Annotated in this window: 25 protein-coding genes; 13 read left to right on the top strand and 12 right to left on the bottom strand. The window is 66.7% G+C overall.

From position 1 onward, the window contains the following. The first annotated feature begins 292 nt into the window (after nucleotides 1-292). The 3 genes from IP92_RS16855 (at nucleotide 293) to IP92_RS16840 (ending at nucleotide 7,146) form a co-directional block, all read left to right on the top strand. Nucleotides 293-3,271: a PEP-CTERM sorting domain-containing protein gene (locus IP92_RS16855; RefSeq protein ID WP_145877050.1), complete on the top strand. Its 2,979-nt coding sequence runs from the start codon at nucleotides 293-295 to the stop codon at nucleotides 3,269-3,271. 173 nt (nucleotides 3,272-3,444) lie between these two features. Then, on the top strand, nucleotides 3,445-3,969 hold the full coding sequence (locus tag IP92_RS16850; protein ID WP_145877048.1) for a PEP-CTERM sorting domain-containing protein: 525 nt from the start codon (nucleotides 3,445-3,447) through the stop codon (nucleotides 3,967-3,969). Nucleotides 3,970-4,167: 198 nt separating this feature from the next. Beyond that, the gene (locus tag IP92_RS16840; RefSeq protein WP_158206760.1) at nucleotides 4,168-7,146 is read left to right on the top strand and encodes a PEP-CTERM sorting domain-containing protein; all 2,979 of its coding nucleotides are present in this window, start codon (nucleotides 4,168-4,170) and stop codon (nucleotides 7,144-7,146) included. A gap of 123 nt (nucleotides 7,147-7,269) precedes the next feature. On the opposite strand, the gene IP92_RS16835 is transcribed toward IP92_RS16840, so the two are convergent. Together IP92_RS16835 and IP92_RS16830 are read right to left on the bottom strand one after the other, a co-directional pair. After that, on the bottom strand, nucleotides 7,270-7,854 hold the full coding sequence (locus IP92_RS16835; RefSeq protein ID WP_145877044.1) for an outer membrane beta-barrel protein: 585 nt from the start codon (nucleotides 7,852-7,854) through the stop codon (nucleotides 7,270-7,272). Nucleotides 7,855-8,065: 211 nt separating this feature from the next. After that, nucleotides 8,066-8,662 carry an alpha-ketoglutarate-dependent dioxygenase AlkB family protein gene (locus tag IP92_RS16830; RefSeq protein ID WP_145877042.1) on the bottom strand — a complete coding sequence of 199 codons (597 nt, stop codon included), beginning with the start codon at nucleotides 8,660-8,662 and terminating at the stop codon, nucleotides 8,066-8,068. A 41-nt stretch (nucleotides 8,663-8,703) separates the two neighbouring features. Here IP92_RS16830 and IP92_RS16825 point away from each other — a divergent pair, with 41 nt between their 5' ends. Continuing rightward, nucleotides 8,704-9,276 (top strand): putative pterin-binding protein, encoded by a 573-nt coding sequence (locus IP92_RS16825; RefSeq protein WP_145877040.1) that lies wholly within the window; start codon nucleotides 8,704-8,706, stop codon nucleotides 9,274-9,276. Between the two features lie 52 nt (nucleotides 9,277-9,328). Here the strand turns inward: IP92_RS16825 and IP92_RS16820 are convergent, their stop codons facing one another. From IP92_RS16820 to IP92_RS16780, 9 genes are all read right to left on the bottom strand, one after another. Then, nucleotides 9,329-9,691, bottom strand: coding sequence for a hypothetical protein (locus tag IP92_RS16820; protein WP_145877037.1), 363 nt, complete (start codon nucleotides 9,689-9,691; stop codon nucleotides 9,329-9,331). A gap of 225 nt (nucleotides 9,692-9,916) precedes the next feature. After that, nucleotides 9,917-10,738, bottom strand: a complete 822-nt coding sequence (locus IP92_RS16815; RefSeq protein WP_145877035.1) for a Rossmann-like and DUF2520 domain-containing protein — start codon at nucleotides 10,736-10,738, stop codon at nucleotides 9,917-9,919. After that, complete coding sequence (locus IP92_RS16810; RefSeq protein WP_145877032.1) at nucleotides 10,738-11,322, bottom strand: DUF924 family protein; 585 nt, start codon at nucleotides 11,320-11,322, stop codon at nucleotides 10,738-10,740. The genes IP92_RS16815 and IP92_RS16810 overlap by 1 nt, the downstream gene beginning before the upstream one ends. A gap of 34 nt (nucleotides 11,323-11,356) precedes the next feature. Continuing rightward, nucleotides 11,357-12,094, bottom strand: coding sequence for an MgtC/SapB family protein (locus IP92_RS16805; RefSeq protein WP_145877030.1), 738 nt, complete (start codon nucleotides 12,092-12,094; stop codon nucleotides 11,357-11,359). A 2-nt stretch (nucleotides 12,095-12,096) separates the two neighbouring features. Further along, a complete protein-coding gene (locus tag IP92_RS16800) occupies nucleotides 12,097-12,357 on the bottom strand; it encodes a hypothetical protein (RefSeq protein ID WP_145877028.1) in 261 nt (86 codons plus the stop codon). After that, a complete protein-coding gene (locus tag IP92_RS16795; RefSeq protein WP_145877027.1) occupies nucleotides 12,354-14,204 on the bottom strand; it encodes an aminopeptidase P family protein in 1,851 nt (616 codons plus the stop codon). The genes IP92_RS16800 and IP92_RS16795 overlap by 4 nt, the downstream gene beginning before the upstream one ends. Nucleotides 14,205-14,254: 50 nt before the next feature. Next, nucleotides 14,255-15,280 carry an alpha/beta fold hydrolase gene (locus tag IP92_RS16790; protein ID WP_145877025.1) on the bottom strand — a complete coding sequence of 342 codons (1,026 nt, stop codon included), beginning with the start codon at nucleotides 15,278-15,280 and terminating at the stop codon, nucleotides 14,255-14,257. Nucleotides 15,281-15,370: 90 nt separating this feature from the next. Further along, nucleotides 15,371-15,715, bottom strand: coding sequence for a hypothetical protein (locus IP92_RS16785; RefSeq protein WP_145877023.1), 345 nt, complete (start codon nucleotides 15,713-15,715; stop codon nucleotides 15,371-15,373). Between the two features lie 113 nt (nucleotides 15,716-15,828). After that, nucleotides 15,829-16,527 carry a Crp/Fnr family transcriptional regulator gene (locus tag IP92_RS16780; protein ID WP_145877021.1) on the bottom strand — a complete coding sequence of 233 codons (699 nt, stop codon included), beginning with the start codon at nucleotides 16,525-16,527 and terminating at the stop codon, nucleotides 15,829-15,831. Between the two features lie 108 nt (nucleotides 16,528-16,635). Here IP92_RS16780 and IP92_RS16775 point away from each other — a divergent pair, with 108 nt between their 5' ends. The 9 genes from IP92_RS16775 to IP92_RS16735 all read left to right on the top strand — a co-directional run bounded on the left by IP92_RS16775 (nucleotide 16,636) and on the right by IP92_RS16735 (nucleotide 25,820). Continuing rightward, entirely contained in the window at nucleotides 16,636-18,582 is a 1,947-nt protein-coding gene (locus tag IP92_RS16775; protein WP_145877019.1) for an AMP-binding protein, read from the top strand. A gap of 14 nt (nucleotides 18,583-18,596) precedes the next feature. Continuing rightward, complete coding sequence (locus tag IP92_RS16770; RefSeq protein WP_229418824.1) at nucleotides 18,597-19,481, top strand: ABC transporter ATP-binding protein; 885 nt, start codon at nucleotides 18,597-18,599, stop codon at nucleotides 19,479-19,481. Further along, complete coding sequence (locus tag IP92_RS16765) at nucleotides 19,477-20,373, top strand: branched-chain amino acid ABC transporter permease (RefSeq protein WP_199271986.1); 897 nt, start codon at nucleotides 19,477-19,479, stop codon at nucleotides 20,371-20,373. Before IP92_RS16770 ends, IP92_RS16765 begins: the two co-directional genes overlap by 5 nt. 1 nt (nucleotide 20,374) lies before the next feature. Then, complete coding sequence (locus IP92_RS16760) at nucleotides 20,375-21,433, top strand: branched-chain amino acid ABC transporter permease (RefSeq protein ID WP_145877013.1); 1,059 nt, start codon at nucleotides 20,375-20,377, stop codon at nucleotides 21,431-21,433. Between the two features lie 22 nt (nucleotides 21,434-21,455). Continuing rightward, nucleotides 21,456-22,748 (top strand): ABC transporter substrate-binding protein, encoded by a 1,293-nt coding sequence (locus tag IP92_RS16755; RefSeq protein WP_145877011.1) that lies wholly within the window; start codon nucleotides 21,456-21,458, stop codon nucleotides 22,746-22,748. Next, nucleotides 22,745-23,545: an ABC transporter ATP-binding protein gene (locus tag IP92_RS16750; RefSeq protein WP_145877009.1), complete on the top strand. Its 801-nt coding sequence runs from the start codon at nucleotides 22,745-22,747 to the stop codon at nucleotides 23,543-23,545. The genes IP92_RS16755 and IP92_RS16750 overlap by 4 nt, the downstream gene beginning before the upstream one ends. Continuing rightward, entirely contained in the window at nucleotides 23,542-23,898 is a 357-nt protein-coding gene (locus IP92_RS16745) for an MmcQ/YjbR family DNA-binding protein (RefSeq protein ID WP_145877007.1), read from the top strand. The genes IP92_RS16750 and IP92_RS16745 overlap by 4 nt, the downstream gene beginning before the upstream one ends. Further along, a complete protein-coding gene (locus IP92_RS16740; protein ID WP_145877004.1) occupies nucleotides 23,895-25,154 on the top strand; it encodes a phenylacetate--CoA ligase family protein in 1,260 nt (419 codons plus the stop codon). Before IP92_RS16745 ends, IP92_RS16740 begins: the two co-directional genes overlap by 4 nt. 93 nt (nucleotides 25,155-25,247) lie before the next feature. Then, the gene (locus IP92_RS16735; protein WP_145877003.1) at nucleotides 25,248-25,820 is read left to right on the top strand and encodes a hypoxanthine-guanine phosphoribosyltransferase; all 573 of its coding nucleotides are present in this window, start codon (nucleotides 25,248-25,250) and stop codon (nucleotides 25,818-25,820) included. Between the two features lie 18 nt (nucleotides 25,821-25,838). Here IP92_RS16735 and clpP read toward each other — a convergent pair whose 3' ends face one another. Beyond that, on the bottom strand, nucleotides 25,839-26,429 hold the full coding sequence (gene clpP / locus IP92_RS16730; protein ID WP_145877000.1) for an ATP-dependent Clp endopeptidase proteolytic subunit ClpP: 591 nt from the start codon (nucleotides 26,427-26,429) through the stop codon (nucleotides 25,839-25,841). Nucleotides 26,430-26,515: the final 86 nt, after the last annotated feature.

Raw genomic sequence — 26,515 nt, 5'->3', positions numbered from 1 at the left:
GCACAGAGAAAACGGACCTTCGCGGTCCGTTTTTTTTTGGCGCTGTCGCCTGAGCTTGCAAGTACCGGCACAGCTTGCTTGTACGGATGAGCCTGGCAGCAAACGCGATGGCAGCGCGTCCCGCCGCCGTCGCGCCAGTTCCGGTCCCGCCACCAGGGCGACTTGCGCCTTGCTACCAATTATTAGCATATTTACATGCCTTAAACATAATAGAATAATGGCGCAGCGTGCGTGTCCGCATCGCAATACGGCGTTTCCCTTGAAAGCCCCCATTTCGAAAGGTATGCAGCACATGAGCACATATCCGTCATCCCCCTTTTCCCGCAGCACGAAGGTGCTCGTACCGCTGCTGTTGGCTGTGGTCATCAACCAGGCGTATGCCGGCACGATTACGGGGACGCCTGGTACCCCTGGAGTGGACGGGACTACGGCCGGAGCGAAAGGGACCGACGGCGGCAACGGCCAAAGCGTCGAACAGACGATCGACCTGGCGACGTTCGCTTCGTACGCGACACTGAACGGGGGCAGTGGCGGCAAAGGCGGCAATGGCGCGGCAGTCGCCGGGAGTGCGGGAGCGGGCGGCAGGGGCGGCAACGCAACGTTGCGTGCCACATCCAGCCGCAATATCAGCGCGGACACTGCGCGCTATCTCTCGGTCTATGGGGGAACCGGCGGTCATGCCGGGAACCCGGCTGTCGGTGGCGCGGGTGCAGCGGGCGGGGCGGGTGGCGATGCAACATTTACCGTCGCAGCCACGTCAACAGCGGTTTACTTCCACCTGCAATCGACGGCAACAGGCGGCGCCGGCGGTGCCGGCCGCATTGCCGGCGTGGCGGGGTCCGCAGTGAGTACGCTGGCACTGGAAGGTCAAGCGGGCTACCTTGGCGGCGATTCCAGCGCTACCGGCGGCGCGGGAGGAGACGCGCTCGATGCCGGTAACGGCGCCGTTGGCGGCGCCGCGAGCAGCATGGTCATCAGCAACGGGGGATCCGAATGGCATGCCTCGGTGCAGGCGGAAGGTGGCGCCGGCGGGGCAGGCTCCGGGATCGGCTATCGTGGCGGTGAAGCGGGCAGTGCGAGCGCCACCTATCAGGGTAATGCCGGCACGGCCGATGCGACGGGTCATTTGGCCGTGATCGGTGGCGCGGGAGGCAATGGCAATGCCGGCGCCGCCGGCGCGGCGGGTGGCGATGTGAGCTTGCGTAATCCGGCGTCCGTTACCACGAGCGGTGCCCTTACGCTCGATTGGGCAGCCATCGGTGGCAAGGGCGGCGCCAGCGAGGGCGCAACGGCGGGTCGAGGTGGCAACGCGCAGATGAACATGGTGCTTGACGAGCGACTAGCGTCCAGAGTAACCGCGACCGTGCGCGGCAGGGGCGGCAACGGCGGAGCCACCAATGGCGGTATCGCAGCAGCCGCCGGCGCAGGCCGCGCAAGCGCGGAAGTGGTCTCGAAAGGGGCGCTGACGTTGACATCGCGCGGCGACGGCGGGGCCGGCGGTGCAGGGACCGCTGCCGCCGGCGCCAATGGCGGCGCGGCCGCGGCAGTTGCCAATGGCCGCAGCCTGCAGGGTGCCGCAACCGTCACGGCGGAAGCCAGCGGTGGCGCGGGGGGCGCAGGCACGGGTGCCGATGGCGGCCTGGCGTCGGCTAACGCGCTCAGCAATGCGGTAACGGGCACTGCGACGGCAACGGCGCGGGCGACGGGTGGTGCCGGCGCGGATGCGTCCGGAGCGAACCGCAGTGCCGGTCACGGCGCTGCGGCCCTGGTCAGCGCCGCAAGCCACAGCGATGGCGGCGGCGCTGTGGCCAGCGTCACCGCGCAGGGCGGCATGGGCGGCGTCGGCACCGCCGGCGCTGCAGGCGGCGCGGGCAGTGACATCACGCTGGTCAACGCTGTCAGCGGCTCAACGAGCGGAGCGCTGGAGCTGACGCAGACAGCGGCGGCCGGCGCGGGCGGCGGCAGCGCGAATGGTCTGGCGGGCTCCGGCGGTGGGGCGGTCTCGCGGCTGGTGCTGAACGATACACGGGCAAATTCAATCGCCGTGAAGGTGCAGGCTGTAGGCGGATGGGGCGGCCGCAGCACCGGACCGCGCGGCACGCCCGGGAATGGCGGCGCGGCCGAGGGCGTGCTGGACCTGAAGGCTGCCAAGGCGGGCGGCAGCGCAACCGGAAACGTGCTGGTCCAGGGCGGGTGGACCACCGGTGTCCCCACGCTTATCAACCACGGCGGCGAAGCGGTCGCGCGCAGCACCGTGCAAGCGGATCGGTCAGCATCCAGCGTGGCGCAAGCGACCGCAGGTACCGGCGACAACTATGCAAATGCTCCATATCCGCGCAGCGCCAACGCCGAGGCGCACGCGCGCGCGCTGTCGAACGGCTCAGCGAGTGCCGTGGCATCGGCCTATTCCGACGACGCTTCAACCAAGGGAGTCGCGACTGCGGAAGCGGCGGGCGGCAATGGCCCCACGCTAGCCGAAGCGCACGTGCAAGCTGGCCAAGCCGAGGTTCGCGCGCATTCCAGCGCGCTGGGAGCCGCCAGCAATTCAGCGCGCGCCGGCGCATTTGCGAAGACGGGCTCGGTTCTGGCAAACAGCGTGTCGCTTGGTGCCGGCGGGGAGCGCGTCTCCACCACCGCGCGGACCAGTATCGGTAGCGACCATGCCGACGTCGCCACGTCCGCCAATGTGGGCGGTGCTTTGGAAGTCATGCAACCCATGATGTTCAATAACCTCTCGTTTGCGACCGGGGCGCCCGATGCCGCGACTGCCGCAGCCGCCTTCAGCGCGACACCGCGAGTGGCAGGCGCGTTTGCAGACAGCCGCGTCGTCGGGATCGGAACGATGACCGGCGTCGGTGGCAATGTGCTGGACTACAACGTCGTCACGAGCGCAAATTTCCAGTTCGACACGACTACCAAAGGCTACCTGCAACTGGGCTTGCTTGACGCCGAGCTCTATCCAAGCTGGGCTGCCGAAGGCACAGGCCGCATGACACTGACGATCAGCGACCACGGTACCGAAGTATTCGCCCGTTCGTTCGCGAACCTGGATGCCGCGCAGGCGTTCTTCAGCGACGATGTCGTCACGCTGGGCATGCTGCTCGCTGGTAACCACGACCTGCTCGTTACCGCTGGCTTCACGATCGACGGCTCGGCGGGGCTGAACTTCACCTACGCGCTTGGTGTATCCGCTGTCCCGGAGCCGCAGGCATGGCTGCTGCTGATGCTCGGCGGGACATTGCTGATGCTCCGCCGGCGCTCGCGCGACTGACACCGCTGCGCTGGCAAGGCCGCCGTCCCGCCACCGGCGGGCGGCATTTTTATCGTCCACGCAACCGGTGCTACCGTTCGCTAGTGAATGCCTGGCGCGATACTTATCGTTAATACATGCAATATTGATAAGCTCACGCTGCCGCCGCGCATGGCTGTGCGGCAGCGCTTTTTGTGCCCGCGCCAAGCGCGGCAGCGACTGCGGCTGCCTTCGCCGCGGCGCCGCAGCTGGCAGCCTTCGCGGACGGCCACGTCACCGGTATCGGCATGATGTCCGCTACCAGTTACGAGGGTCAGCCTCATACCGTCGTCACGAGCGCCAACTTCCAGTTCGATACGTTCGCGCCAGCCTACCTGCAGCTGGGCCTGCTGGACGCGGAGATCTATCGGGGCTGGGGTGGCGCCGGGGATGGCCAGTTCGAACTGACGATCAGCAACCACGGCACGGAACTGTTCGCCCGCTCGTTCGACAGCCTGGATGCCGCCCAGGCATTCTTCAGCGGCTACGCCGTCAAGCTGGGAGAGTTCGGCGCCGGCAGCCAGGACCTGCTGGTGACGGCAGGCTTCACGCTCCATGGCGGCGCTGGGTTCGCATTCCGCTACGCGGTAGGTGTGTCGCCGGTACCGGAACCGCAAACGTGGATGCTGATGCTGCTCGGCGGGACGCTGCTGATGCTGCGCCGGCGCCCGCGCGGCTGACGCCACCACCTTCACGCACGGCAAGCCGCCGTCTCGCACCACGCGGGCGGCGGCTTTTTTATCGTGCCCGGCCCGTCAGTTGGTTACCGTTCGATAGTGATTCCATGGCGTGATGATTATCTTATTTGCATATATTATTGATAAGTTAAGTCTGCCTTAGCGCATTTGCGCTCCCATCACATCCCTAAAGGAATCTCGATGACTCAAACTTCGCACGCCCCGGTCGCGCGCCCCTTCCTGCTGCAACTGGCGCCGTTATTGCTCGCCGTTGCCGTCAACCAGGCTTATGCCGGGCCTACCGGCACGGCGGGCACGGCCGGCACCAACGGCACGACAACCGGCGCGGCAGGCACGGCCGGCGGCAATGGCGGCAATGCCGTACTGACCCAGGACCTGGGTTCAGCGCCGCTGCCATTGTTCGACCGCACGACGGGCGGGAACGGCGGCAACGGCGGCAACGGTGCTGCCGGCGGGGCCGGCCAGCAAGGCGGCGCCGCCGGTGCGGGCGGCGCGGGCGGCAATGCGAGCCTGCAATTGACGGCGACCCCGCAGCCCGCGATCTTTGACGGTAGGCAGTACATCGTCACTGGCGGCAATGGCGGCAACGCCGGCACGCCCGGCACGGGGGGCACCGGCGCCGGCGCCAGCGCGGCCGGCGGCACCGGCGGTACGGCGCAAGTCAACGCCGACATCGCGGGGAGCGCCTATGGCACCACTGTGCTGGCGCCGCGCGTCGACACGCAAGCCACCGGCGGCAACGGCGGCAATGGCGACATCGCCGGCGCCGGCGGCGCGGCGGACGTGCAACTGCGCGCGTCCGGCGCTCCCAGCGCCACGCTCACTGTCGGGGGCAGCGCCTATGGCGGCACGGGTGGCAGCGCGCTCACGAGCGGCAATGGCGCCGCGGGCGGCAATGCCACCGGCGCCGCAACCGCCACCGCCAATGGTCCGCTGTCGCTGGGCGTGTACACCTATGGCGGTGCCGGCGGCACGGGGATCGGCAGCGGCTCCAGCGGCGGCCGTGGCGGCGGCGCCAGCGGCTCCATGCAAGCCGATGCGGGCAGCGGTGATTTGCGCGGCGCGGTGTGGCTGACCGGCGGCGACGGCGGCGCAGGCCGCGGCGGCGCCACCGCGGCGGCGGGCGGCGACGTGACAGCACACAACCCGTTCGCCCTGCGGACGACCGGCAAGCTGGAGATGCAATTGTCCGCCAGCGGCGGCAGCGGTGGCAGGGGTTACGACACCAATGGCGGCGCCGGCGGCTCCGCCGATGCCGCCATCACGCTCAATGAGGAGCGCGCGTCCAGTGTCAATGTTCACGTGGGTGCGGTCGGCGGCAAAGGGGGCCTGGCAAGCGGCACCAACAATGTTTCCGGCGCCGGCGGCAACGGCACGGCGAGCGCGAACGTCACCGCGCGCGGCGCGCTCACGCTCGATATCGGCGCGGTCGGCGGCAGCACCAACAGCTACCCCGGTCCGGATGCCGGCACGCGCGGCACCAGCGGCGGCGCGGCCCATGCGGAAGGCCATGGCACCAGCACAGGCGGCACCGCCGAACTGCACGCCACGGCGCTCGGCGGGCAAGGCGGCGGCGCGAACGGCAAGGGCCTGCGGGGCGGCGATGGCGGTAGCGCCACCGTCGCGGGCAGCATGCGCGGCACCACCGCTGCCAAGGCAAGGGTGGAAGCCCTGGGCGGCGACGGCGGCAACGCATGGGGCGGCGCCGATGGCGGCACGGGCGGCTCCGTGACTCTCGTCAATGCCGTCAGCGGGTCGACCACCGGCACGCTGACGCTGTCGCAACGGGCGGGCGGCGGCAAAGGCGGCGAGAGCCGCGGCGTCGCATCCGGTACCGGCAGCGGCGGAGTCGGCGGGGTCGCCGGCAACGGCGGCTCGGCCATCTCGCGCCTGACCGTCGCGGACGCATCGGCCAGCAAAGTCGACGTCACCGTCGAGGCCTACGGCGGCACGTCCGGCCAGGTCTATGACCGCGGCACCGCCGGCCGGGGCGGCAATGCGGAAGCCTTCCTGCTCGTGAACGCGGACAAGGCGGGAAGCACGGCGACCGGTACGGCGTCCGCTTCCGGCGGCAGCGTGAACGGCGCACGGATCGCCGGCGGCAACAGCGTCGTGCGCAGCACGGTGCAGGCCGACAGCAGCGCCACCAGCAAGGCGTTCGGCTACGGTGGCGCCGGCGATTACGTGTCGTCGGGCCGCGCCTACGGCACCAGCGACGTGTTGTCGCGGGCCGTCTCGAACGGCGCGGCCAACGCCCAGGCGATCAGCGACTTCACGAGTACGTCGCGCGTGCGTGCGGAGGCCGTCGGCGGTACAGGACCGGTGTCGGCCTACGCCGACGCCGCCAAGGGCAAAGCGGACGTGAGCGCGTACTCCAGCGCGCTGGGCAGCGCCGCCAACCAGGCCCAGGCCCAGTCGCGTGGCACGCGAGGCACGGTCAACGCCACCAGCGTATCGACGGGGGACGGCGGACGCAGCGTGACGACGAATGTATCCGTTGCCCACGAGACGCAGATCAGCATCGCGGCCCGCACGTCGGCCTCGGTGGGCGGCGCGCTGCCCACGCTGGCGAACATGAACGAGAACGACCTGCCGTCGGTCATCGGCAGCTATGCGACGGCGCACGCCACGGCGGCACCGGACGCGGCCGCGTTGAACGGCGTGCTGGCAAGCAAGCCGAACGTTGCCGCCGCACTGGCCGATGGCGAGGTCGTCGGCATGGGCACGTTCAGCAGCGGGGTCTACCAGTTCAGCAGCGTGCCGACGGATGCCTACAGCAGCGTCGCCAGCGCGAACTTCCACTTCGACACGACGGGCTCCAGCTTCCTGACGCTGGGCCTGATCGACAGCGCCGCGTACGGCACGGGCTTCACGAAGCTGGAACTGCGCATCAGCAACGCCGACACGGAGATCTTCAGTCAGTCGTTCGACAGCCTGGCGGCAGCGCAGGCGTTCTTCAGCGACCACGCGCTGACGCTGGGCGAACTGGGTGCGGGCAGCCACGACCTGCTGGTGACGGCCGGCTTCTCGGTCGCGAATGGGCAGGGCTTCGGCTTCGGTTACGCGCTGGGCGTCTCGGCCGTGCCGGAACCGCAGACGTGGATGCTGATGCTGCTGGGCGCCACCGTGGTGCTGCTGCGCCGGCGCGCGCGCGGCTGACGCGCAAAAAAAATACGGACCCATGCGGGTCCGTATCGGTGCGTAGGGGGAGGCGGGCACAAGGACATTGATGCCGGCTTCCCGGCACTGCTGTCGCGCCCGGCCTCGACCGGTGCGCCCAGCTTAGAAGCTGTAGCGTGCGCCCAGCGTGACGGCGCCCTTGCGGCGGCCGAGGTCGTTGTCGTTCTTGCCGTAGTGCTCGTACTCGAGCGACAGCGCCACGTTCTGGTTGATCGCGTATTCGGCACCCAGCGATGCGTACACGGTGTTCTTGCTGCTGTCGCCGTTCCAGGCGGCGGCCAGGCCGGTGGCCGAGACGTCGTTCTTGTTGTGCGCGACGCCCAGCTTGCCGAACACGTTGAAGTTGTTCGCAACCGGATAGGTGTACTTACCAGCCAGGTAGAACGATTTCGCATCGGATTCGACACGGCCGTTCACGCCGTTGACGGTGTAGGCATAGTCGTTCTTGCCGAAGTCGGTATAGCCCGCTTCAACGGCCCAGTTCGGGTTGATTTCGTAGCCGGCGAAGAATTTGCCGCCCCATTCGTTCGATTTGCGGTCGTTCGACGTGGTGTCGTTGTTCAGCTCGTACTTATGCTCGGCGACGACGGCACCAACGCCGACATAGGGACGGCCGTCGGCGGCGTGAGCGGAAACGGCGCCAAGGGCACCAATGGAAGCGACGAGGGCAAGGATAGTGTTTTTCATGTTGTGATCTCTCAGCAAAATGGTTTATCGGGTGCTGCGGGATCGCTGTTCATCCGTGGAACTGCGACGAGACCAAGATAACATCGACCTTGATTTATAAAAGGTCCATTTGCGTAATAATTGTGAGGAGATGTAATCGCTATTGAAACGACGCGGCCCGGCCCAAACTGACGGCTTTTTTTGAGCTTTTCAGCAAATGGTTAAGGGGGCGTTAAGCGATCAGCCGGAACGTTAGGTTCACGCGTACGCCGCGCGGCTTCGTTTCCTTGTTGATGCCGTGCCGCCAATGCTGTTGCAAAGTGCCGGCCATCAGCAGCAGGCTGCCGTCGGTGAGGTCGAGCTTCAACGTCTTCGGCAACGTCTTGTGCTTCAGGATGAAGGTGCGGGTCGCGCCGAACGTGACGGAAGCGATAGCGGGCTCGCGGCCCAGCTCGCGTTCGTCGTCGCTATGAAAGCCCATGCTGTCGCGCTCGTCGCGATAGCAGTTCAGCAGCACGCTGTTGAAGCGCCGCCCGGTCGCGGCTTCGACGGCTTGTTTGATTGCCAGCTGGAGCGGCGTGAACGGCAGCGGCTGGAACGTGCGGCCCGAATACGTGTAGACCGCCTCGCCGTACCAGGCGGACAGGCGCGGCTGCAGCACGGGCTTGCCGTACAGGATGATGGATTCCTGCCGCCATGCCGTCTCGTCGAGCAGGCGGCGCAGCACTTCATCGTTCGGCAGCGCCAGCGGCAACTGCGGCAGGAATGCCAGCTCGCCATCCTCGACGGGAATGGGTTGCAGCGTGGGCTCGGCGTCGAACAGGTCCATGCACGCTATGATAGCGGCCGAGACGAAACACGGGGATATCGATGGATAAACGTACTTTCCTGGCCGCCGTGGCCGCAGCCAGTGCCGCGCCAGCGATGGCCGCGCCGGCCAGCCCCCGCCGCGGGCCCGCGCTGCTGACGGTCACCGGCGCCCTGCCGAAGGCGAACCGCGGCAAGCTCGATCCGGTGGCGGACCAGATGATGCTCAAGCACAAGCTGTCGTTCGACAAGGCGTGGGCGTTCGACTTCGCGGCATTGACGGCGCTGCCAGCCACGAAGATCGAGCCCATGCTGGAATACGACGCCAAGCCCCATGCGCTGACCGGCCCGCTGCTGGCGGACGTGCTGAAGGCCGCCGGCGTGACGATGACGGACACCACGCGCATCACGCTGCGCGCCGTGGACGGCTACGCGGCCGCGATCACGGGCGCGGAGGCGCGCGCGAAGCGGTTCATCGTCGCAACACATCTGGATGGCGCACCGATGGCGCTGGGCGGCCTCGGCCCGCTGTGGGCGCTCTACGATCCGGGCAAGGTGCCCGAGATGGCGGCCCGCCCCGTCAAGGAACGGTTCGGCGGCTGCCCATGGGCGCTGTACCACATCGAGGTGGCCTGAAGAAAATTGCCGGGAAAATGGTGTCTGTCACCATTTTCCCGGCAATATTTACTTAGGCGTAAGCTTCAGCCAGCGACATCACGCGCGGCGTGTACGTGATGCCCACGTCGCCGAAGATCTTTTCGATCTGTGCCATGTTGGTTGCGCATTCTTCCGCTTTCCAGCCCTTGAACAGGTCGGTGCCGTCTTTCTGGAAGTGCAGGTCCAGCACCTTGCCGCGGTCCTTGTGCGTGTAGCCGGAGCTGTGCGTTTGCACGAAGCCGGCGGCGTTCAGCGCGGCGATGACGTCGGCCGGTGGATTGTCCGGATCCGTTGCCAGGTAGACGCCGTAGGTCTTGCCTGGCGGTTTCGCGGCAATGTCGACCTCGTAGATACCGGGCGCCTTCGTCACGGTGGTGGACTTCAGAAATAGCATGTCGATCCCCTGTCCGGCGCCAATGTGAGCATCGCGCCGATGATGAGTTGTTGCGAAATGTAAGAAGGACCTAGCTTATTGCCTGTAGCCAAATTTGTCGATCTCTGCGCAAACTTTTTTGCTCCAGCACAACGTAATGTGAGCAAAAAAACGATAAATGCAGCCTATCCTGACAAGATTGCTTGTGCTTTTACGAGAACTTAACCGCCGGGCTTTGCATTGGATTCAACGGGGTTTGCGCGCCGCGAGCGCGGCGGTCGGCGGGACCAGTGCGGCATACAGCGCGCCCGCTTCGGCATCCCATGCCGACACGGCGGCCTGCTGCCGCTGCACGGTCGTGTAATCGCCGCGGGCGATCGGCCCGGACAGCGCCTGCTCCGGCCCCATCCTGAACACGTTCGACAGGCTTTCCTGGGCCAGCGGCCGCGCCAGTTCGCGCGCCATGTCCGCCGGAATGCCGGCGGCCTGGTAGGCACGCAGCGCCGTGTCCAGCACGGTCACCAGGTAATTGCTGGCAAAGACGGAGGCGGCGTGATAGACGGTTTTCGCGGCGGCATCGATCGTCACTGGCCGGCCGCCGATCGCTTCCAACGCCGGCGCCAGCACCGCGAGAGCGGCGGCATCACCTTCGATGCCGCAAAATGTGCCGGCAAAATCGGCGGCCACCGCGGCCGGATCGGCAAAGCTGCGGATCGGGTGGACGCTGGCCGTCGCGGCGCCAGCCAGCCGGGCTGCTTCCAGTGCGCCGGAAGAGAGCGCGCCGCTGCAGTGAAACACGATCGCGCCTTGCAGCGGGCGGGATGCCACCAACGTGGCGCAGGCGGGCACGATCTGGTCATCCGTTACCGCCAGCATGTACACGTCTGCGGCAGGCAGCGCCGCTACATCAAACGTGGCGGTGCCGGCGCCGATGAAGGCGCTGCCCTGTGCCGCGGAGGCAGCCGAGCGGGCCAGCACGCCGCGCACGTCGAACACGCCGGCCGTGTGGAACAGGCGCCCCAGCGCGCTGCCCACGTGGCCGGCGCCGACGATCGATAAACCGCGCATCAGAAGCCGGACCCCGGCTGCTTCAGGAACTCGATCTCGTCCGGCGTCGATTGGCGGCCGAGGATCTCGTTACGGTGCGGGAAGCGGCCGAACTTGCGGACCACGTCGTGGTGGCGCTTGGCGTAATCGAGCATGCTGTCGAAACCCGCGGTGGACGCGGCCAGCTTGTCGAACAGGATCACGGCGCGCTGCTGCATCGCCAGGTTTTCCGCATGTTCGAACGGCATGTACGAGAACGCACGCTGGACCGGGGGCAGCGTCTGGTTCGCGCCCGAGTTGTCGATCGCCAGTGCCGCTTCCAGTGCCAGCGCATCGCCGGCAAAGGCCTTCGGCGTGCCGCGGTAGACGTTGCGGGTGAACTGGTCCAGCACGAGGATGCGCGCCAGCGCGCCCTGCGTGCCCTCGTCGTCCCAATACCGCAGGCCGCCCACCAGCGCGTCCTCGATGGCGTCGCCGAACTGGGCGAAGATCTGCCGGTCGAACGCATCGTCCTTGCGGAACCATTCCGGGCGCTGCATGTTATGGCCCTTGACGCCGATCGGCAGGAACCAGAAATCCAGTACGTCTTGCGATGTCACGAGCATAGGTGTCCTCAGTTGCGGTGCTCAGTTGCGGTCTTCAGTTGCGTGCGTGGGTGATCTGAAACCCGTCGATGCCCTCGAAGCGCGCCATCTCGGCCGCCAGCAGCGCGAGCGGCGTGCCGGTGCGCTTGCCCAGCGCCAGCGCGACGAAGCGCCACTCCATCCGGCCGTGGTCTTGCGCGATCATCAGCGAGCCGCCGGCGATCTCGTAACCCCGCTCGGTGGCCAGCTTGCGCAAGGACTCCTCGGAGGGTTCGAAGCCCGGCTTGAAGCGCATCGTGATCGCGATCGCGTGCCGCGACGGCAGCCATGCCTCGATGCGCGACAGGTAGATCATCACCATCGCCGACAACAGCGCCAGCCCCATCGCGGCGGCATAAAAGCCGACGCCGACGAGGATGCCGATCACCGACGACGCCCAGATCGATGCGGCCGTCGTCAGCCCGCTGATGTTGAAACCCTCGCGCATGATCACGCCGGCACCGAGGAAGCCGATGCCCGTGACGATGCCCTGGATGACACGGGTCGGATCGGTGCCGGCCAGCGCCGTCATCTGCCCGCCGAACCAGTGATCGGGATAGCCGCCGATCACCGTCAGCGCGGCCGACGCCATGCACACGATGCCGTAGGTGCGCATGCCCGCTGCGCGGCCGTGGTACGAGCGCTCGTAACCGACCAGCATGCCGAGCAGCAGCGCGCCCAGCAGGTTGAGCAGGATGACGCCATTGGTCACCAGCTCCTGGCCGGACCAATACGCGCTCAGTATGTTGGGCATCGTCAGGCCTTCGGTTTCTTGACGAGCTGCTTCTCGAACTCGATGTCCAGCTTGCTCACGCGCTTCGGCTTCTGCGGGCCCTGCGCGTTGACGAAGGCAACGAAGTCGTCGAGTTCCAGCGGTGGGCACAGCGGCGGCTTGCCCGGCCCCTCGGTCAGGAAGAAGTGGCCGCTGCCCGTGCGCGACATCGAATACGCCGGGTTGCCGCTGCGCTCCTTCAGGCGCTCGAGCGCGTTGGACGCCCTGGTGGAACGGTTGCTCATAATGGTTCGGTCCTTGTGTTCAGCCATGCCAAGGCATCGCCCGCGACGTGCGGTGCGAGGCGCGCACGCACGGTGGCGTGGTAGTCGTTCAGCCAGGCGATTTCGGCGTCGCGCAGCAGGGCGCGGTCGATGCAGCGCGTATCGATCGGGCACAGTGTAAGCGTTTCGAAGCGCAGGAATTCACCGAATTCCGTACTGGCCTCGAGCCGGTTCAGCACCAGGTTCTCGATGCGGATCCCCCACTGGCCGGGCCGGTAGATGCCCGGCTCGATCGACGTGATCATGCCCGGTTCCATCGCCGTCTGCGGTTCCGGCATCAGCGACGGCGTGATCGCCTGCGGCCCCTCGTGCACGTTCAGGAAGAAGCCCACGCCGTGGCCCGTGCCGTGGCCGAAGTCGATGCCGGCGGCCCAGATCGGCGCGCGCGCGATCGCATCGAGCAGCGGCGCTTTCGTCCCCCGCGGGAAGCGCGTGGCCGACAGCGCCATCATCCCTTTCAGCACCAGCGTGAAGTCGCGCCGCTGCGCGGCCGTGGTCTCACCCACCGGCACGACGCGCGTGATGTCCGTCGTGCCGCCCAGGTACTGGCCGCCCGAATCGATCAGCAGCAGGCCGTTGCCCTCGATGCGCGCGCAGCTCTCCTGCGCGGCGCGGTAATGGATGATCGCGCCGTTCGCGTTGAAGCCGGCGATCGTCGCGAAGCTGGGGCTGACGAAGCCGGGCCGGCGCGCCCGCGCCGCCGTCAGGTGGCGGTCGATGTCGACCTCGTTCAACGGCTCTTCATGGCGGCGCGCCAGCGCGCCTTCCAGCCACGCGAAGAATTCGCACAGCGCCGCGCCATCCTGCTCCATCGTCGCGCGCACGTGCGCCGCTTCGATTTCCGTCTTGCGCGACTTCGCCATGGTGGTCGGGTTGATCGCTTCCACCACCTTCACGTGCGCCGGCACGGCTAGCCGGGTGCCGTGCGTGACGCGGCGTGGGTCGAGCAGCAGCACGGTCTCCTGCGGCAGTTCGGCCAGCGCCGCGGTGGCGCGCTCGTAGGGCGCCACGGTGATGCCGTCCGCCGCGAGCTTCGCCTGCAATGCCGGCTTGACCTTGCCGTCGGCGACGAACAGCGTTGCCTGCCGCGCCGACACCAGCGCATGCGCGACGAAGACGGGATTGAACGGCACGTCGGCGCCGCGCAGGTTGAACAGCCATGCGATGTCGTCGAGCGTCGAGATCAGGTGCGTGGTGACGCCCTGCTCCACCATCGCGGCACGCAATGCGGCCAGTTTTTCCGCCCGCGGCGTCGTCGCATACGGCGGCTCGTGTTCGAACACGGGTTCCGTCGGCAGGCCGGGGCGGTCGCTCCATACGTCGTCCAGCACGTCGACGCCGGTGCGCAGCGTCACGCCCTTCGCCTGCAGCGCCTGGCCCAGCAGCCGCGCGGTGGCCAAGCCCAGCACGGCACCGTCGACGGCCACTGTCTGCCCGGCCGGCAGCGTGTCCGCCAGCCAGTCGACGTACAGCGTGCTGGCGCCGGACGGGATCTTCATCAGCGCGATGCCGGTGCCGGCCAGCTCCGTCTCGGCCTGCGTCCAGTAGCGGCCGTCCGTCCACACGCCGGCGAAGTCCTGCGTGGCGATGAACGTGCCGACCGAGCCGGTGAAGCCGGACAGCCACTCGCGCGCCTTCCAGCGCGGCGGCAGGTACTCGGACAGGTGCGGATCGGACGACGGCACGACGACGGCATCGATGCCGTGGCGGCGCATGGCGGCGCGCAGGGCGGCCAGGCGGTCGGCGGGCGAAGTCAGCGCGGTGGTCAGCGGCGTGGTCGGCGGGGTGATCGGTGCAGGAGCGGACATGTCGGTATCGCAGGCTGGCAGGAAGCCGAATGATACCGCGCAAGAGCTCTTCAGTGCAGCACCCGCGGCCCCACCGGCTCCTGGTCGATCAGCGGCCCCTCATGGTGGGTGGTCTGCTGGAAGTCCATCCGCGGTCGGCCCTCGACGATGTCGCGCACCGCGTGGGCGATGTCGTCCTGCGCCACGTAGTGCAGCATGTGCCCGGCATCGAGCACCGTGTGCAGCTGGCTGTTCGGCAGTTCGCGGTGCAGCCGCTCGGCATTGTGCTCGTGCGTGGCGAGCTTGTCGCCTGCGCCGGAGAAGATCGTGACGGGCACGGCGATCTCGTCATAGCGGTGCCGCAGCGTGGCGGCGGACGGGATCATCAGTGCCGACTCGGCGCCCGCCGCGCGCAGTTGGGAAGGCCGCAGCGACAGCCACTTCGGCCAGAGCGCGAAGCTCTCTGCCGTCATCCGCGGGCTGAAGATGCGCTTGACGAACGCGGGCCACAACAGCCGGCCCAGCAGCGGCGACACGGTAAAGCGCATCACGTCGCCCAGCACGGGCACGGCGGGGGCCGACAGCAGCGCCACGTCGGCGCGCGGGCTCGGGTAGTAGTAGCCGGACAGCAGCACAAGGCCGCGCACGAGGTTCGGGTTGTCCATTGCCATCGCCAGGGCGACCAGCGTGCCCCAGGAATGGCCCAGCACGATGGCCTTGTGGATGTCCAGCTCGTCCAATGCCTTGCCCAGCAGCGCCGCCTGCTCGGCCGGCGTCCAGATCGTCGTGCGCGGCCGCTCGCTGTAGCCGAAGCCGGGACGGTCGAAGGCGATCACCGTGTAGCGCTGGGCCAGCACGTCGATCAGGCCGGACAGTTCGAAATCCAGCGACGTCGCGCCATTGCCATGCAGCAGCACGACAACGGGGCCGCTGCCTCGCTGCAGATAGTGCAGCCGCACGCCGTCGACGGTGATGAATTGCCCCGCCGGCGGGTTTTCCGCCTCGGCCTGCCGCGTCTTGGCGCGCACGACGAGATACGCGGCGGCCAGCGCGCCGGCCGCCACCCATGCTTTTTGTTTTCCGCTCAGCCTTGCCATGGAAACACTCCTGAATTCATGCTGTACCCGACAGGCTAAAACAGGAGTCCCGTTGCCTTTGTTAAGGCACTAACTTAAGGGGCAAAGCCGCTACACGGCATCCCAGATCATCGCGCCGATGCCCGTCAGCACGGCCAGCAAGGCGATGGAGAGGATCGCGTACCAGATCAGGTCGGCAAGGCGGGACAGCGCCCACGCCAGCACCCCGCCGCCGGCCAGCACCGCCCCGAAGCGGGCCAAGCGGGGCCACTCCAGCCCGCCGGCGTGGGCCAGCAGCGTGTACGTCAGCACGGCGCCGGCGATGAAGCCGATGATGCCGAACCAGAACGCCCGGTTCGCGCTGCGTTCGCGGCGCTCGGCGGCGACCAGCGATTCGCGGCTGTCGTGGTATTCATAGGTGCCGTCCGCTGCGCGGCGGCCGAAGCGCGTGCCCATCGTTGTCTCCTCATCGGCTGCATACAGCGATGATGCGCGCTTTGACGGGGGCTTGATCTGCTTCTCTCAGCAGCCTTGACGCATATCAAAAAGATAACGTCAATCCGAAAATATCAAGCGGCCTGGGCACTTTCGAATCTTCGCAACCCGTCCAGGTCGAGGATACGGATGCCGCCGTAATCGACACGCAACAGCCCTTCCCGTTCCAGCACCTGCAGCGCCTGGTTGGCGCGTTGCCGCGATGCGCCCGACAGCAGGCCGATCTCTTCCTGGGAAATCTGCACGAGGCGCTCGATGCCGGGATACAGGTGCGAGTTGAACAGCGCGGCCAGGCAGCGCGCCACGCGGGTATCCGGATCGAGCAGCCGCTCGTGTTCGATCATGCCGATGAACTGGCCCAGCCGTTCGTTCAGCTGCATCAGCAGGAAGCGCGTGAACGGCAGGCTGTTGTCGAGTAGCCAGTGGAACGTGTCGGCCGGCATGCGCGCAATGCGGCTGTCGCGCAGCGCCATCGCATCGTACTTGCGGCGCTCGTCTTTCAATAGCGAGCCTTCGCCGAACCAGCCGCCCGGCGGCACGCCGGTGAACGTCACGCTCTTGCCCGATGGCGAGAAGTTGTTCATCTTGACCATGCCCGAGACGATGCCGACCCAGTTGTCGACCACTTCGCCTTTCTTGCAGACGAAGCCGCCTTTCGGCACGAACACTTCGAACGTGGTCGCTTCCACCCGCTCCATCTGTTCGGCGGTGAGGGACTTGGCCCACAGCGCGCTGCGCAGCGCTTCCTGCAAGGTCGGAGATTGATGATCCATTTTGCGTCGCACCATCGAAAGTGGAGGGATTGTCTTTGAAACGACAGCCGCAGCGTAACCCGGCACGTTAATATCATCAAACAAAAACGCGTTGTATCGGAGACACTGATGAACGCAATACCGGAGACATTCCCGCGCCTGTTGCTTCAACATGGCCGGGTCCGGCCGCACAAATGTGCGTACCGGGAAAAGCACCTGGGCATCTGGCAGGCCTGGACGTGGGCGCAGGTGAACGACGAAGTGCGTGCGCTGGCGTGCGGCCTGGCCGCGCTCGGTTTCACGCGCGGCATGAACCTGGCCATCGTCGGCGACAACCGGCCGCGCCTGTACTGGGCGATGCTGGCCGCGCAGTGCGTCGGCGGCGTGCCCGTGCCGCTGTACCAGGACGCGCCCGCCGCGGACATGCTGTACGTGCTGGAGAACGCCGGCATCCACTACGCGATCGCCGAGGACCAGGAACAGGTCGACAAGCTGCTCGAGCTGCACGAGGACTACCCCGGCCTCGCCCACATCGCCTACGACGACGAGCGCGGCATGCGCCACTACCGCCAGAGCGAACTGATTTCGTACACGCGGCTGCAGGAAGCTGGCCGCGCGTGGGACCGCGAGCATCCCGGCTGGTTCGAGGCCGAGGTGGCCGCCGGCCAGGCCGCCGATACGGCCGTCATCCTGTACACGTCCGGCACCACCGGCAAGCCGAAGGGCGTGTGCCAGACGCATGCGGCACTGATCGCGGCGGGCGTTGGCGGCACCAGCTTCGAACGGCTGACCGACGACGAGAACGTGCTTTCGTACCTGCCGATGGCGTGGGTCGGCGATTGCCTGTTCTCGTTTGCGCAGGCGCTGGTGGCCGGCTTCACGGTCAATTGCCCGGAGTCGTCCGACACGGTGACGATCGACCTGCGCGAGATCGGCCCCACCTATTATTTCGCGCCGCCGCGCGTCTTCGAGAACATGCTGACGCAGGTGATGATCCGCATGGAGGACGCGGGCGCCGTCAAGCGCCGCATGTTCCACCACTTCATGGCCGTGGCCCGCAGAGTCGGCGCGGACGTCCTCGACGGCCGCCCAGTGCCGCCGCTGGAGCGGCTGCGCTATGCGCTCGGCAACGTGCTCGTGTACGGGCCGCTGAAGAACGTGCTGGGCCTGTCGCGCGTGCGCGTCGCCTACACGGCCGGCGCGGCGATCGGCCCTGACCTGTTCCGCTTCTACCGCTCGATCGGCGTGAACCTGAAGCAGTTCTACGGCTCGACGGAAACGTGCGCCTACATCTGCCTGCAGCCGGATGGCCAGATCAAGTTCGACAGCGTCGGCGTGGCGGCGCCCGGCGTCAACGTGAGGCTGGCCGACAACGGCGAAGTGCTGGTGCGCTCGCCGACGTTGATGACGGGTTACTACAAGCGCCCCGATGCGACGGGCGAAGCGATCGATCCCGAAGGCTGGTTCCACACGGGCGACGCTGGCCTGTTCGACGAAGACGGCCACCTGAAGATCATCGACCGCGCCGCCGACGTGGGGCGGATGAACGGCGGCGCGATGTTCGCGCCGAACTACATCGAGAACAAGCTGAAGTTCTTCCCGTTCATCAAGGAGGCCGTCGCGTTCGGACATGGCCGCGACACCGTCTGCGCGTTCCTGAACATCGACATGGACGCGGTGGGCAACTGGGCCGAGCGGCGCGGCATCGCGTATTCCGGCTACACGGATCTCGCCGCCCACCCGCAAACGTATGCGCTGATGCAGGAATGCGTCGAGAAGGTGAATGCCGACCTGGCCGCCGACCCGGCGATGGCCGCCACGCAGATACACCGCTTCCTCGTGCTGCACAAGGAACTCGATCCGGACGACGACGAGCTGACCCGTACCCGCAAGGTGCGCCGCCGCTTCATCGCCGATAAATACCGCCTGCTGATCGACGCGCTGTACGGCGGCTTTGCGAGCCAGTTCATCGAGACGCAGGTGAAGTTCGAGGATGGCCGCACGGGCATGGTGGCGGCCGACCTGAAGATCGTCGACGCGCGCGTGTTCCCCGCCGTCGCGCGGCAGGCTGCATGAGCGAGGAGACAGCGATGCGAATGAACGAACCCGATGCGCTGTTCAATGCCCGGCGCCAGACCGGCCCCGTGATCCTGGACCTGCGCCACATCTCGCTGTCGTTCGGCGGCGTGAAGGCGCTCACCGACATCTCGTTCGACGTGCGCGAACACGAGATCCGCGCCATCATCGGTCCGAACGGTGCCGGCAAGAGCTCGATGCTGAACGTGATCAACGGCGTGTACCGCCCGCAGCAGGGCGAGATCGTGCTGCGCGGCGCGCACCGCCGCAACATGGACTGCCACGCGGCCGCGAAGGCCGGCATCGCCCGCACGTTCCAGAACATCGCGCTGTTCAAGGGCATGACGGTGCTGGACAACGTGATGACGGGCCGTAACCTGAAGATGACGTCGAACTTCCTGCTGCAGGCGCTGTGGTGGGGTCCGGCGCGGCGCGAGGAGATCGCGCACCGCCGCAAGGCCGAGGAGATCATCGACTTCCTCGAGATCTGCCACATCCGCAAGACGCCGGTGGGCCGGCTGCCGTACGGGCTGCAAAAGCGCGTGGAGCTGGCGCGCGCGCTGGCCGCGGAACCGGAGATCCTGCTGCTGGACGAGCCGATGGCCGGCATGAACGTCGAGGAAAAGCAGGACATGTGCCGCTTCATCCTCGACGTCAACGACCAATTCGGCACGACGATCGTGCTGATCGAGCACGATATGGGCGTCGTGATGGATATTTCGGACCGGGTCGTCGTGCTCGATTACGGCAGGAAGATCGGCGATGGGACACCGGAGGAAGTGCGCAACAACCAGGACGTGATCGACGCATACCTAGGAAGCGAGGCCAGGGTTTCGGAAGGCATGCCTTCCGCTGGCCGCGCGCCCGGAGGTTCACCGGAGGGCCGGCATGGACATTAACTTCTTCTTCGAAGTGCTGATCGGCGGCCTGCTGTCCGGCGTGATGTACGCGCTGGTGGCCATCGGCTTCGTGCTGATCTACAAGGCGTCCGGCGTGTTCAACTTCGCGCAAGGGGCGATGGTGTTCTTCGCCGCGCTCACCTGCGTGGGGCTGATGGACAAGTTCGGCATGTCGCTGTGGCTCGCCATTCCCGCCACGATCGTCGCGATGATCATCCTCGGCATCGCCATCGAACGGGTCGTGCTGCGCCCCCTCGTGAACCAGCCGGAGATCACGCTGTTCATGGCCACGATCGGGCTGGCGTTCTTCCTCGAAGGCCTGGCCCAGCTGCTGTGGGGTGCGCAGGTGCGCCAGCTGCCGCTGCCGATCGAAGACGTGCCGCTGCAGGTGCTGCTGGACCGCTTCAACATCGTCGTATCGCAGTTCGACGTCACGGCCGCCGCGATCTGCGGCCTGCTCGTCGCCGTGCTGGCCATGCTGTTCGCGAAGACGAAGGTCGGCCGTGCGCTGCGCGCCGTCGCGGACGATCACCAGGCCGCGCTGGCCGTCGGCATTCCGCTGCAGCGCATCTGGGCCATCCTATGGGCCGTGGCCGGCGTTGTCGCGCTGGTGGCCGGCCTGCTGTGGGGCGCTCGCAATGGCGTGCAGTTCGCGCTGACGTTCGTGGCGCTGAAGGCGCTGCCGGTGCTGATCCTCGGCGGCTTCACGTCGGTGCCGGGCGCCATCGTCGGCGGCCTGATCATCGGCGCTTCCGAAAAGCTGGCCGAGGTGTACATCGGCCCGATGGTCGGCGGCGGCATCGAAGGCTGGTTCCCGTACGTGCTCGCGCTGCTGTTCCTGCTGGTGCGGCCGGAAGGGCTGTTCGGCGAAAAAATCATCCGGAGGATCTGACATGTTCTACCGTGAAGCGGGCCAGTTCAAGACGCGCTACGAAGCCGACGCACAGATCTTCCCGATCCTGCAGGACCGCATCGTCGTGCTGGCAACGCTGGCCATCGCCGTGCTGGCGGTGCCGTTCGTCGCGTCGCCCTACCTGCTGTCGGCCATCCTGATTCCGTTCCTGATCTTCGCGCTGGCCGCGATCGGCCTGAACATCCTCACGGGCTATGCGGGCCAGCTGTCGCTGGGCACGGCCGCGTTCATGGCGGTGGGCGCGTTCGCGTCGTGGAACTTCGTCTACCGGGTGCCGGGGCTGCCGATGCCGCTGGCGTTCGTGCTGGGCGGGCTGTGCGCGGCACTGGTCGGCATCGCGTTCGGCCTGCCGTCGCTGCGCATCCGCGGCTTTTATCTGGCGGCGGCCACGCTGGCGACGCAATTCTTCGTGGTCTGGTGCCTGACGAAGATTTCATGGCTGACGGGCGGCAGCGCTTCGGGCGTCATCACCGCGCAGCCGATCGTCGTCGCGGGCTACGCGTTCGATACGCCACAGCGCAAGTACGTGCTGGTGCTGCTGATCGTCGCGCTGATGGCGCTGATGGCGAAGAACCTGGTACGCTCGAACGTGGGCCGCTCGTGGATGGCGGTGCGCGACATGGACGTGGCGGCCGAAGTGATCGGCATCCGCCTGATGCGCACCAAGCTGCTGGCCTTTGCCGTCAGCTCGTTCTATTGCGGCGTGGCGGGCGCGCTGTACGCTTTTGCCTACCTGGGCACGGTGGAACCGGAAGCGTACAGCCTGGACCTGTCGTTCCGCATCCTGTTCATGATCATCATCGGCGGCGTGGGCTCGATCCTCGGCTCCTTCCTCGGCGCCGCGTTCATCGTGCTGCTGCCGATCCTGCTGAACGTGGTGGCGCATGCGCTGGCGCTGCCGACCAATGTCGCGTCGAACCTGGAATTGATGGTGTTCGGCGCATTGATTATCTTCTTCCTGATCGTCGAACCGCATGGGTTGGCGCGCCTGTGGCAGATCGGGAAAGAGAAATTGCGCCTGTGGCCGTTCCCGCATTAAAAAAACACATCAAGGAGACACCATGAAGCTGCTGCACTCTCTCGTTCTCGGTACCGTACTGGCCGCCGGCGCCGCCGCCCAGGCACAGGAACAGTTCGTCGCGCTGCCTTCGTACCGCGTGGGGCCCTATGCATCGGGCGGCTCCGGCTTCTACGGCGGCATCATCGATTACTTCCAGCTGGTGAACCAGGCGGGCGGCGTGAACGGCGTGAAGATCGCGTGGGAGGAATGCGAGACGGAATACAACCCGTCACGCGGCGTCGAATGCTATGAGCGGCTGAAAACCAGCCATGGCGGCGCCACCCTGGTCGAGCCGCTGTCGACCAGCATCGCCTACGGCATCCTGGACCGCATCCCGCAGGACAAGATCCCGATGACGATGATCGGCTATGGCCGTTCGGATGCCGCCAACGGCAAGGTGTTCCCGTATGTGTTCCCGCTGATCTCCAGCTACTGGAGCCAGGCCGCCGCGATGGTCAAGTACCTGGCCGACAAGAACGGCGGCTCCTTGAAAGGCAAGAAGATCGTCCACCTGTACCACGACTCCGCGTTCGGCAAGGAACCGCTGCCCGTGCTGGAAGCGCTGGCCAAGCAGCAGGGTTTTGAGCTGGTGAAGATACCCGTGGCGCCGCCGGGCAGCGAACAGCAGGCGCAGTGGCTGCAGATCCGCCAGGCGCGGCCCGACCACGTGATCCTGTGGGGCTGGGGCGTGATGAATTCGGTGGCGATCAAGACGGCGCAGCGCAACGGCTTCCCGCGCGAGAAGATCCTCGGCGTGTGGTGGGCCGGCTCCGAGGAAGATACCGTACCTTCGGGCGATGCGGCAAAGGGCTATACGGCGATGTCGTTCAACACGCCCGGCAATTACCCGGTGCTGGACGAGATCCGCAGCAAGGTCTATGGCGCCGGCAAGGGCAACCTGGGCAGCCAGGCCCGCATCGGCTCCGTGTACCACATGCGCGGCGTCACGGCCGGCATCCTGTTCGCCGAGGCGATCCGCACGGCGCAGGAAAAATTCGGCAAGGACAAACCCGTCACGGGTGAGCAGATGCGCTGGGGCCTGGAACACCTGAACATCGACGCCGCACGCCAGAAGGCGATCGGCGCTGTCAACATGTTCCCGACCGTGAAGACGAGCTGCGAAGACCATGAAGGCTCCGGCGCCGTGAAGGTGCAGCAGTGGGACGGCAAGAAGTGGGTCGCGATCACGCCGAACTGGATCGTCGGCGACCGCGCGCTGGTGCGCAAGCTCGTCGAGGAATCGTCGAACAAGTACGCCGCGGAGAAGAACATCAAGCCCGCCTGCCTGCCATGAACGCGCTGTCCGTCAACAATATCGAGGTGATCTACGACCACGTGATCCTCGTGCTGAAAGGCGTGTCGCTGCAGGTGCCGCAGGGTTCCATCGTCGCGCTGCTGGGCGCGAACGGCGCCGGCAAGTCCACCACGTTGAAGACCATCTCCACCCTGCTGCGCGGCGAGCGGGGCGACGTGACGAAGGGCGAAGTGCGCTTTCTTGGCGAACGGGTGGACCAGCTGACGCCGAACGAACTGGTGCAGCGCGGCCTCGCGCAGGTGATGGAGGGCCGGCACTGCTTCGGCCACCTGACGATCGAGGAAAACCTGCTGACGGGTGCCTACACGCGCAAGCTGTCGCGCGCCCAGCTGCGCGATGAACTCGACCGCGTCTATCGCTACTTCCCGCGGCTGAAGGAGCGGCGCAACAGCCAGGCCGGCTACACGTCCGGCGGCGAGCAGCAGATGTGCGCGATCGGCCGGGCACTGATGGCGAAGCCGTCGATGATCCTGCTGGACGAGCCGTCGATGGGCATCGCGCCGCAGATCGTCGACGAGATCTTCGGCATCGTCAAGGACCTGAATGCGAACGAAGGCGTGTCGTTCCTGCTCGCCGAGCAGAACACGATGGTGGCGCTGCGCTATGCGGACTTCGGCTACATCCTTGAAAATGGCCGGGTAGTGATGGAAGGTGCGGCACACGAGCTGGCTGCCAACGAGGACGTGAAGGAGTTCTACCTTGGCGTGGCCGGCGGCGGGCGGCGCAGCTTCCGCGAACAGAAATTTTACCGACGCCGGAAACGGTGGTTGTCATGAATATCGAAAAAGCCAAGAAATTCTGCGCCGGCTTGCACGGCGCGACACAGGACGTGAAATGGGAGTGCTTCCTCGTGTTCGCGGTCGGCGGCAAGATGTTCGCCATGACGCACGTAGACCCGAAGGTGGGCTGGATCAGTTTCAAGGTCGACGACGACGCGTTCCTCGCGCTGACGGACCGTCCCGGCATCATCCCGGCGCCTTACCTGGCGCGGGCGAAATGGGTGCAGATCGAGAACCCGAAGGCCGTCTCCGACGCGGAGGCGCAGGAGCTCTTGCGGCGCTCCCACGAGATCGTGTTCGGCAAGCTGACGAAGAAACTGCAGCGCGAGATCGCGGAGGAAAACGAATGAGCCGTGACACCCCGGACACGCTCGACGCGCTGGAGACGCGTGACCCTAACGAGCGTGAACGCGACCTGATGGCACGCCTGCCGGCACTGGTGGCGCAGGCCCAGACGGCGCCCGGCTGGGCGGACATCCTCGCCGGCATCGACGCGCGCGCGGTCGATCACCGCGCCGGGCTGGCGCAACTGCCCGTCACACGCAAGTCGCAGCTGAAGGACTTGCAGGCGCAGCGCATGCCGCTGGGCGGGCTGACCAGCACGGCGCCGCGGTCGCTGGCGCGCATCTACATGTCGCCCGGCCCCATCTTCGATCCGGAAGGGCGTGCGCAAGACTGGTGGCGCTTTGCCCGGCCGTTGTACGCTGCCGGCGTGCGGGCGGGCGGCTTGCTGCAGAACTGCTTCTCGTATCACTTCACGCCGGCCGCGTTCATGGTCGAAAGCGGCGCGGCCCGCATCGGCTGCACGGTGATCCCGGCCGGCAGCGGGCAGACGGAGATGCAGGTGCAGGCGCTGGCCAGCCTGCGGCCGGACACGTACGTGGGCACGCCGTCGTTCCTGAAGATCATCCTCGAGAAGGCATTTGAAACGGGGGCCGACGTGTCGTGCCTGCGCCACGCGCTGCTGTCGGCCGAGGCGCTGCCCGACTCGCTGCGCAAGTGGTTCGCCGACCATGGCGTGCCACACGTGTGCCAGGCCTACGCGTCGGCGGACGCGGGCAATATCGCCTACGAGACGCGCACCGACGGCGTGCTCAATCCCGGCATGGTGCTGGACGAGGACGTGATCCTCGAGATCGTCCGCCCCGGCACCGGCGAATGCGTGGCGCCTGGCGAAGTGGGCGAAGTAGTGCTGACGATCTTCAATCCCGACTATCCGCTGATCCGGTTCGCGACGGGCGACCTGTCCTCGCTGCTGCCGGATGCCGTATCGCCGTGCGGCCGCACCAATGCGCGCATCCGCGGCTGGCTGGGGCGGGCGGACCAGACGACGAAGGTGCGCGGCATGTTCGTCCACCCGGCCCAGGTGCACGAGATCGCGCGCCGCCACGGCTTGCCGAAGGCGCGGCTCGTCGTGACGGGGAAAATCTCGGATGAAACGATGACGTTGCAGTGCGAAGCGGAGGACGCCGGCTCCATCGACACCGCGGGCGTGGTGGCGACGATCCGCGACGTGACGAAGCTGCGCGGCGACGTGGCGCTGGTGGCACGCGGCAGCCTGCCGAACGACGGCAAGGTGATCGACGACCGGCGCGACTATTCGTAGTCGACCGCCAGCAACGCGACTGTCACGGTTGAAGACACCCTGCCGCGATATGCAGGATAATTGCGCCATCGTTCATCCTGCACTTACTAGGTCATGCAAGAATTTCATCATCAACGGGCCCGCGCGCTGCTGGACAACGCGGAACAGATCTTCGACGCGCAGCAGGTGCAGGACGCCGTGCGCCATGTGGCGGACGACTTGAACGCCCGCTTCGGCAAGGAAGAGGAATTTCCCCTCGTGCTGGGCGTAATGGGGGGCGCGGTTGTGTTCACCGGTAACCTGCTGCCGCAACTGACGTTCCCGCTTGAATTCGACTACATCCACGTGAGCCGCTATGGCGATGACGACGTGGGCGGCAAGGTGGTGTGGAAGGTCGTGCCCCGCTCGAACGTGGCGGGCCGCACGGTGATCGTCGTCGACGACATCCTCGACGAAGGCGAAACGCTGGCGCACGTGAAGGAGCGGCTGCTGGACATGGGGGCGAAGGAAGTGGTGATCGCCGTGTTCGCGGACAAGGCGATCGGCAAGGCCAAGCCCGTGAAGGCCGACCTGGTCGGCCTGACGATCCCGAACCGCTTCGTCGTCGGCTTCGGCATGGATGCCTATGGCTACTGGCGCAACCTGCCGGGCCTGTGGGCGATCAACAACGCCGACCTGCAATCCTGACACTGCGATCCTGACCCTTCAATCTTGGGCGCGCAGCCTCAGCACTTCGTCCACGAGGCCGTATTCGACGGCCTCGCCTGCCGACATGTAACGGTCGCGGTCCGAATCGCGCTCGATACGGGCCACGTCCTGGCCTGTCCGCTCCGCCAGAATATGGTTGAGGCGGTGGCGCAGGTGCAGCACTTCCCTTGCCTGGATCTCCACGTCCGCCGCCGTGCCCTGCGAACCGCCGCTGGGCTGGTGGATCATGATGCGGGCATTCGGCAGCGCATAGCGCTTGCCCTTCTCTCCCGCCGCCAGCAGGAACGCGCCCATGCTGGCCGCGAACCCCGTGCAGATCGTCGCCACGGCCGGCTTGATGAACTGCATCGTGTCGTAGATCGCCATGCCCGCGTAGACGGAGCCGCCGGGCGAATTGATGTACAGTGAAATCTCCTTGTCCGGATTCTCGCTTTCCAGGAACAGCAGCTGGGCGACGATCAGGTTCGCCGTCTCGTCCGTGACGGGGCCGACGAGGAAGACGATGCGCTCGCGCAGCAGGCGCGAATAGATGTCGTAAGCGCGCTCGACGCGGCCGGTGCTTTCGATGACGGTGGGGATCATGTTCATGGTCGGTCCTGGTGAGTGATGCTCATGGTTGGGCTGCATGCCTGCTTGACGTGTACGGGCGGGCCGGCGTGACGAAAATATTTGCT

The sequence above is a fragment of the Pseudoduganella flava genome, assembly GCF_007830495.1.
GTDB lineage: Bacteria > Pseudomonadota > Gammaproteobacteria > Burkholderiales > Burkholderiaceae_D > Rugamonas > Rugamonas flava.
This window is presented reverse-complemented; position numbering and strand designations above follow the sequence as displayed.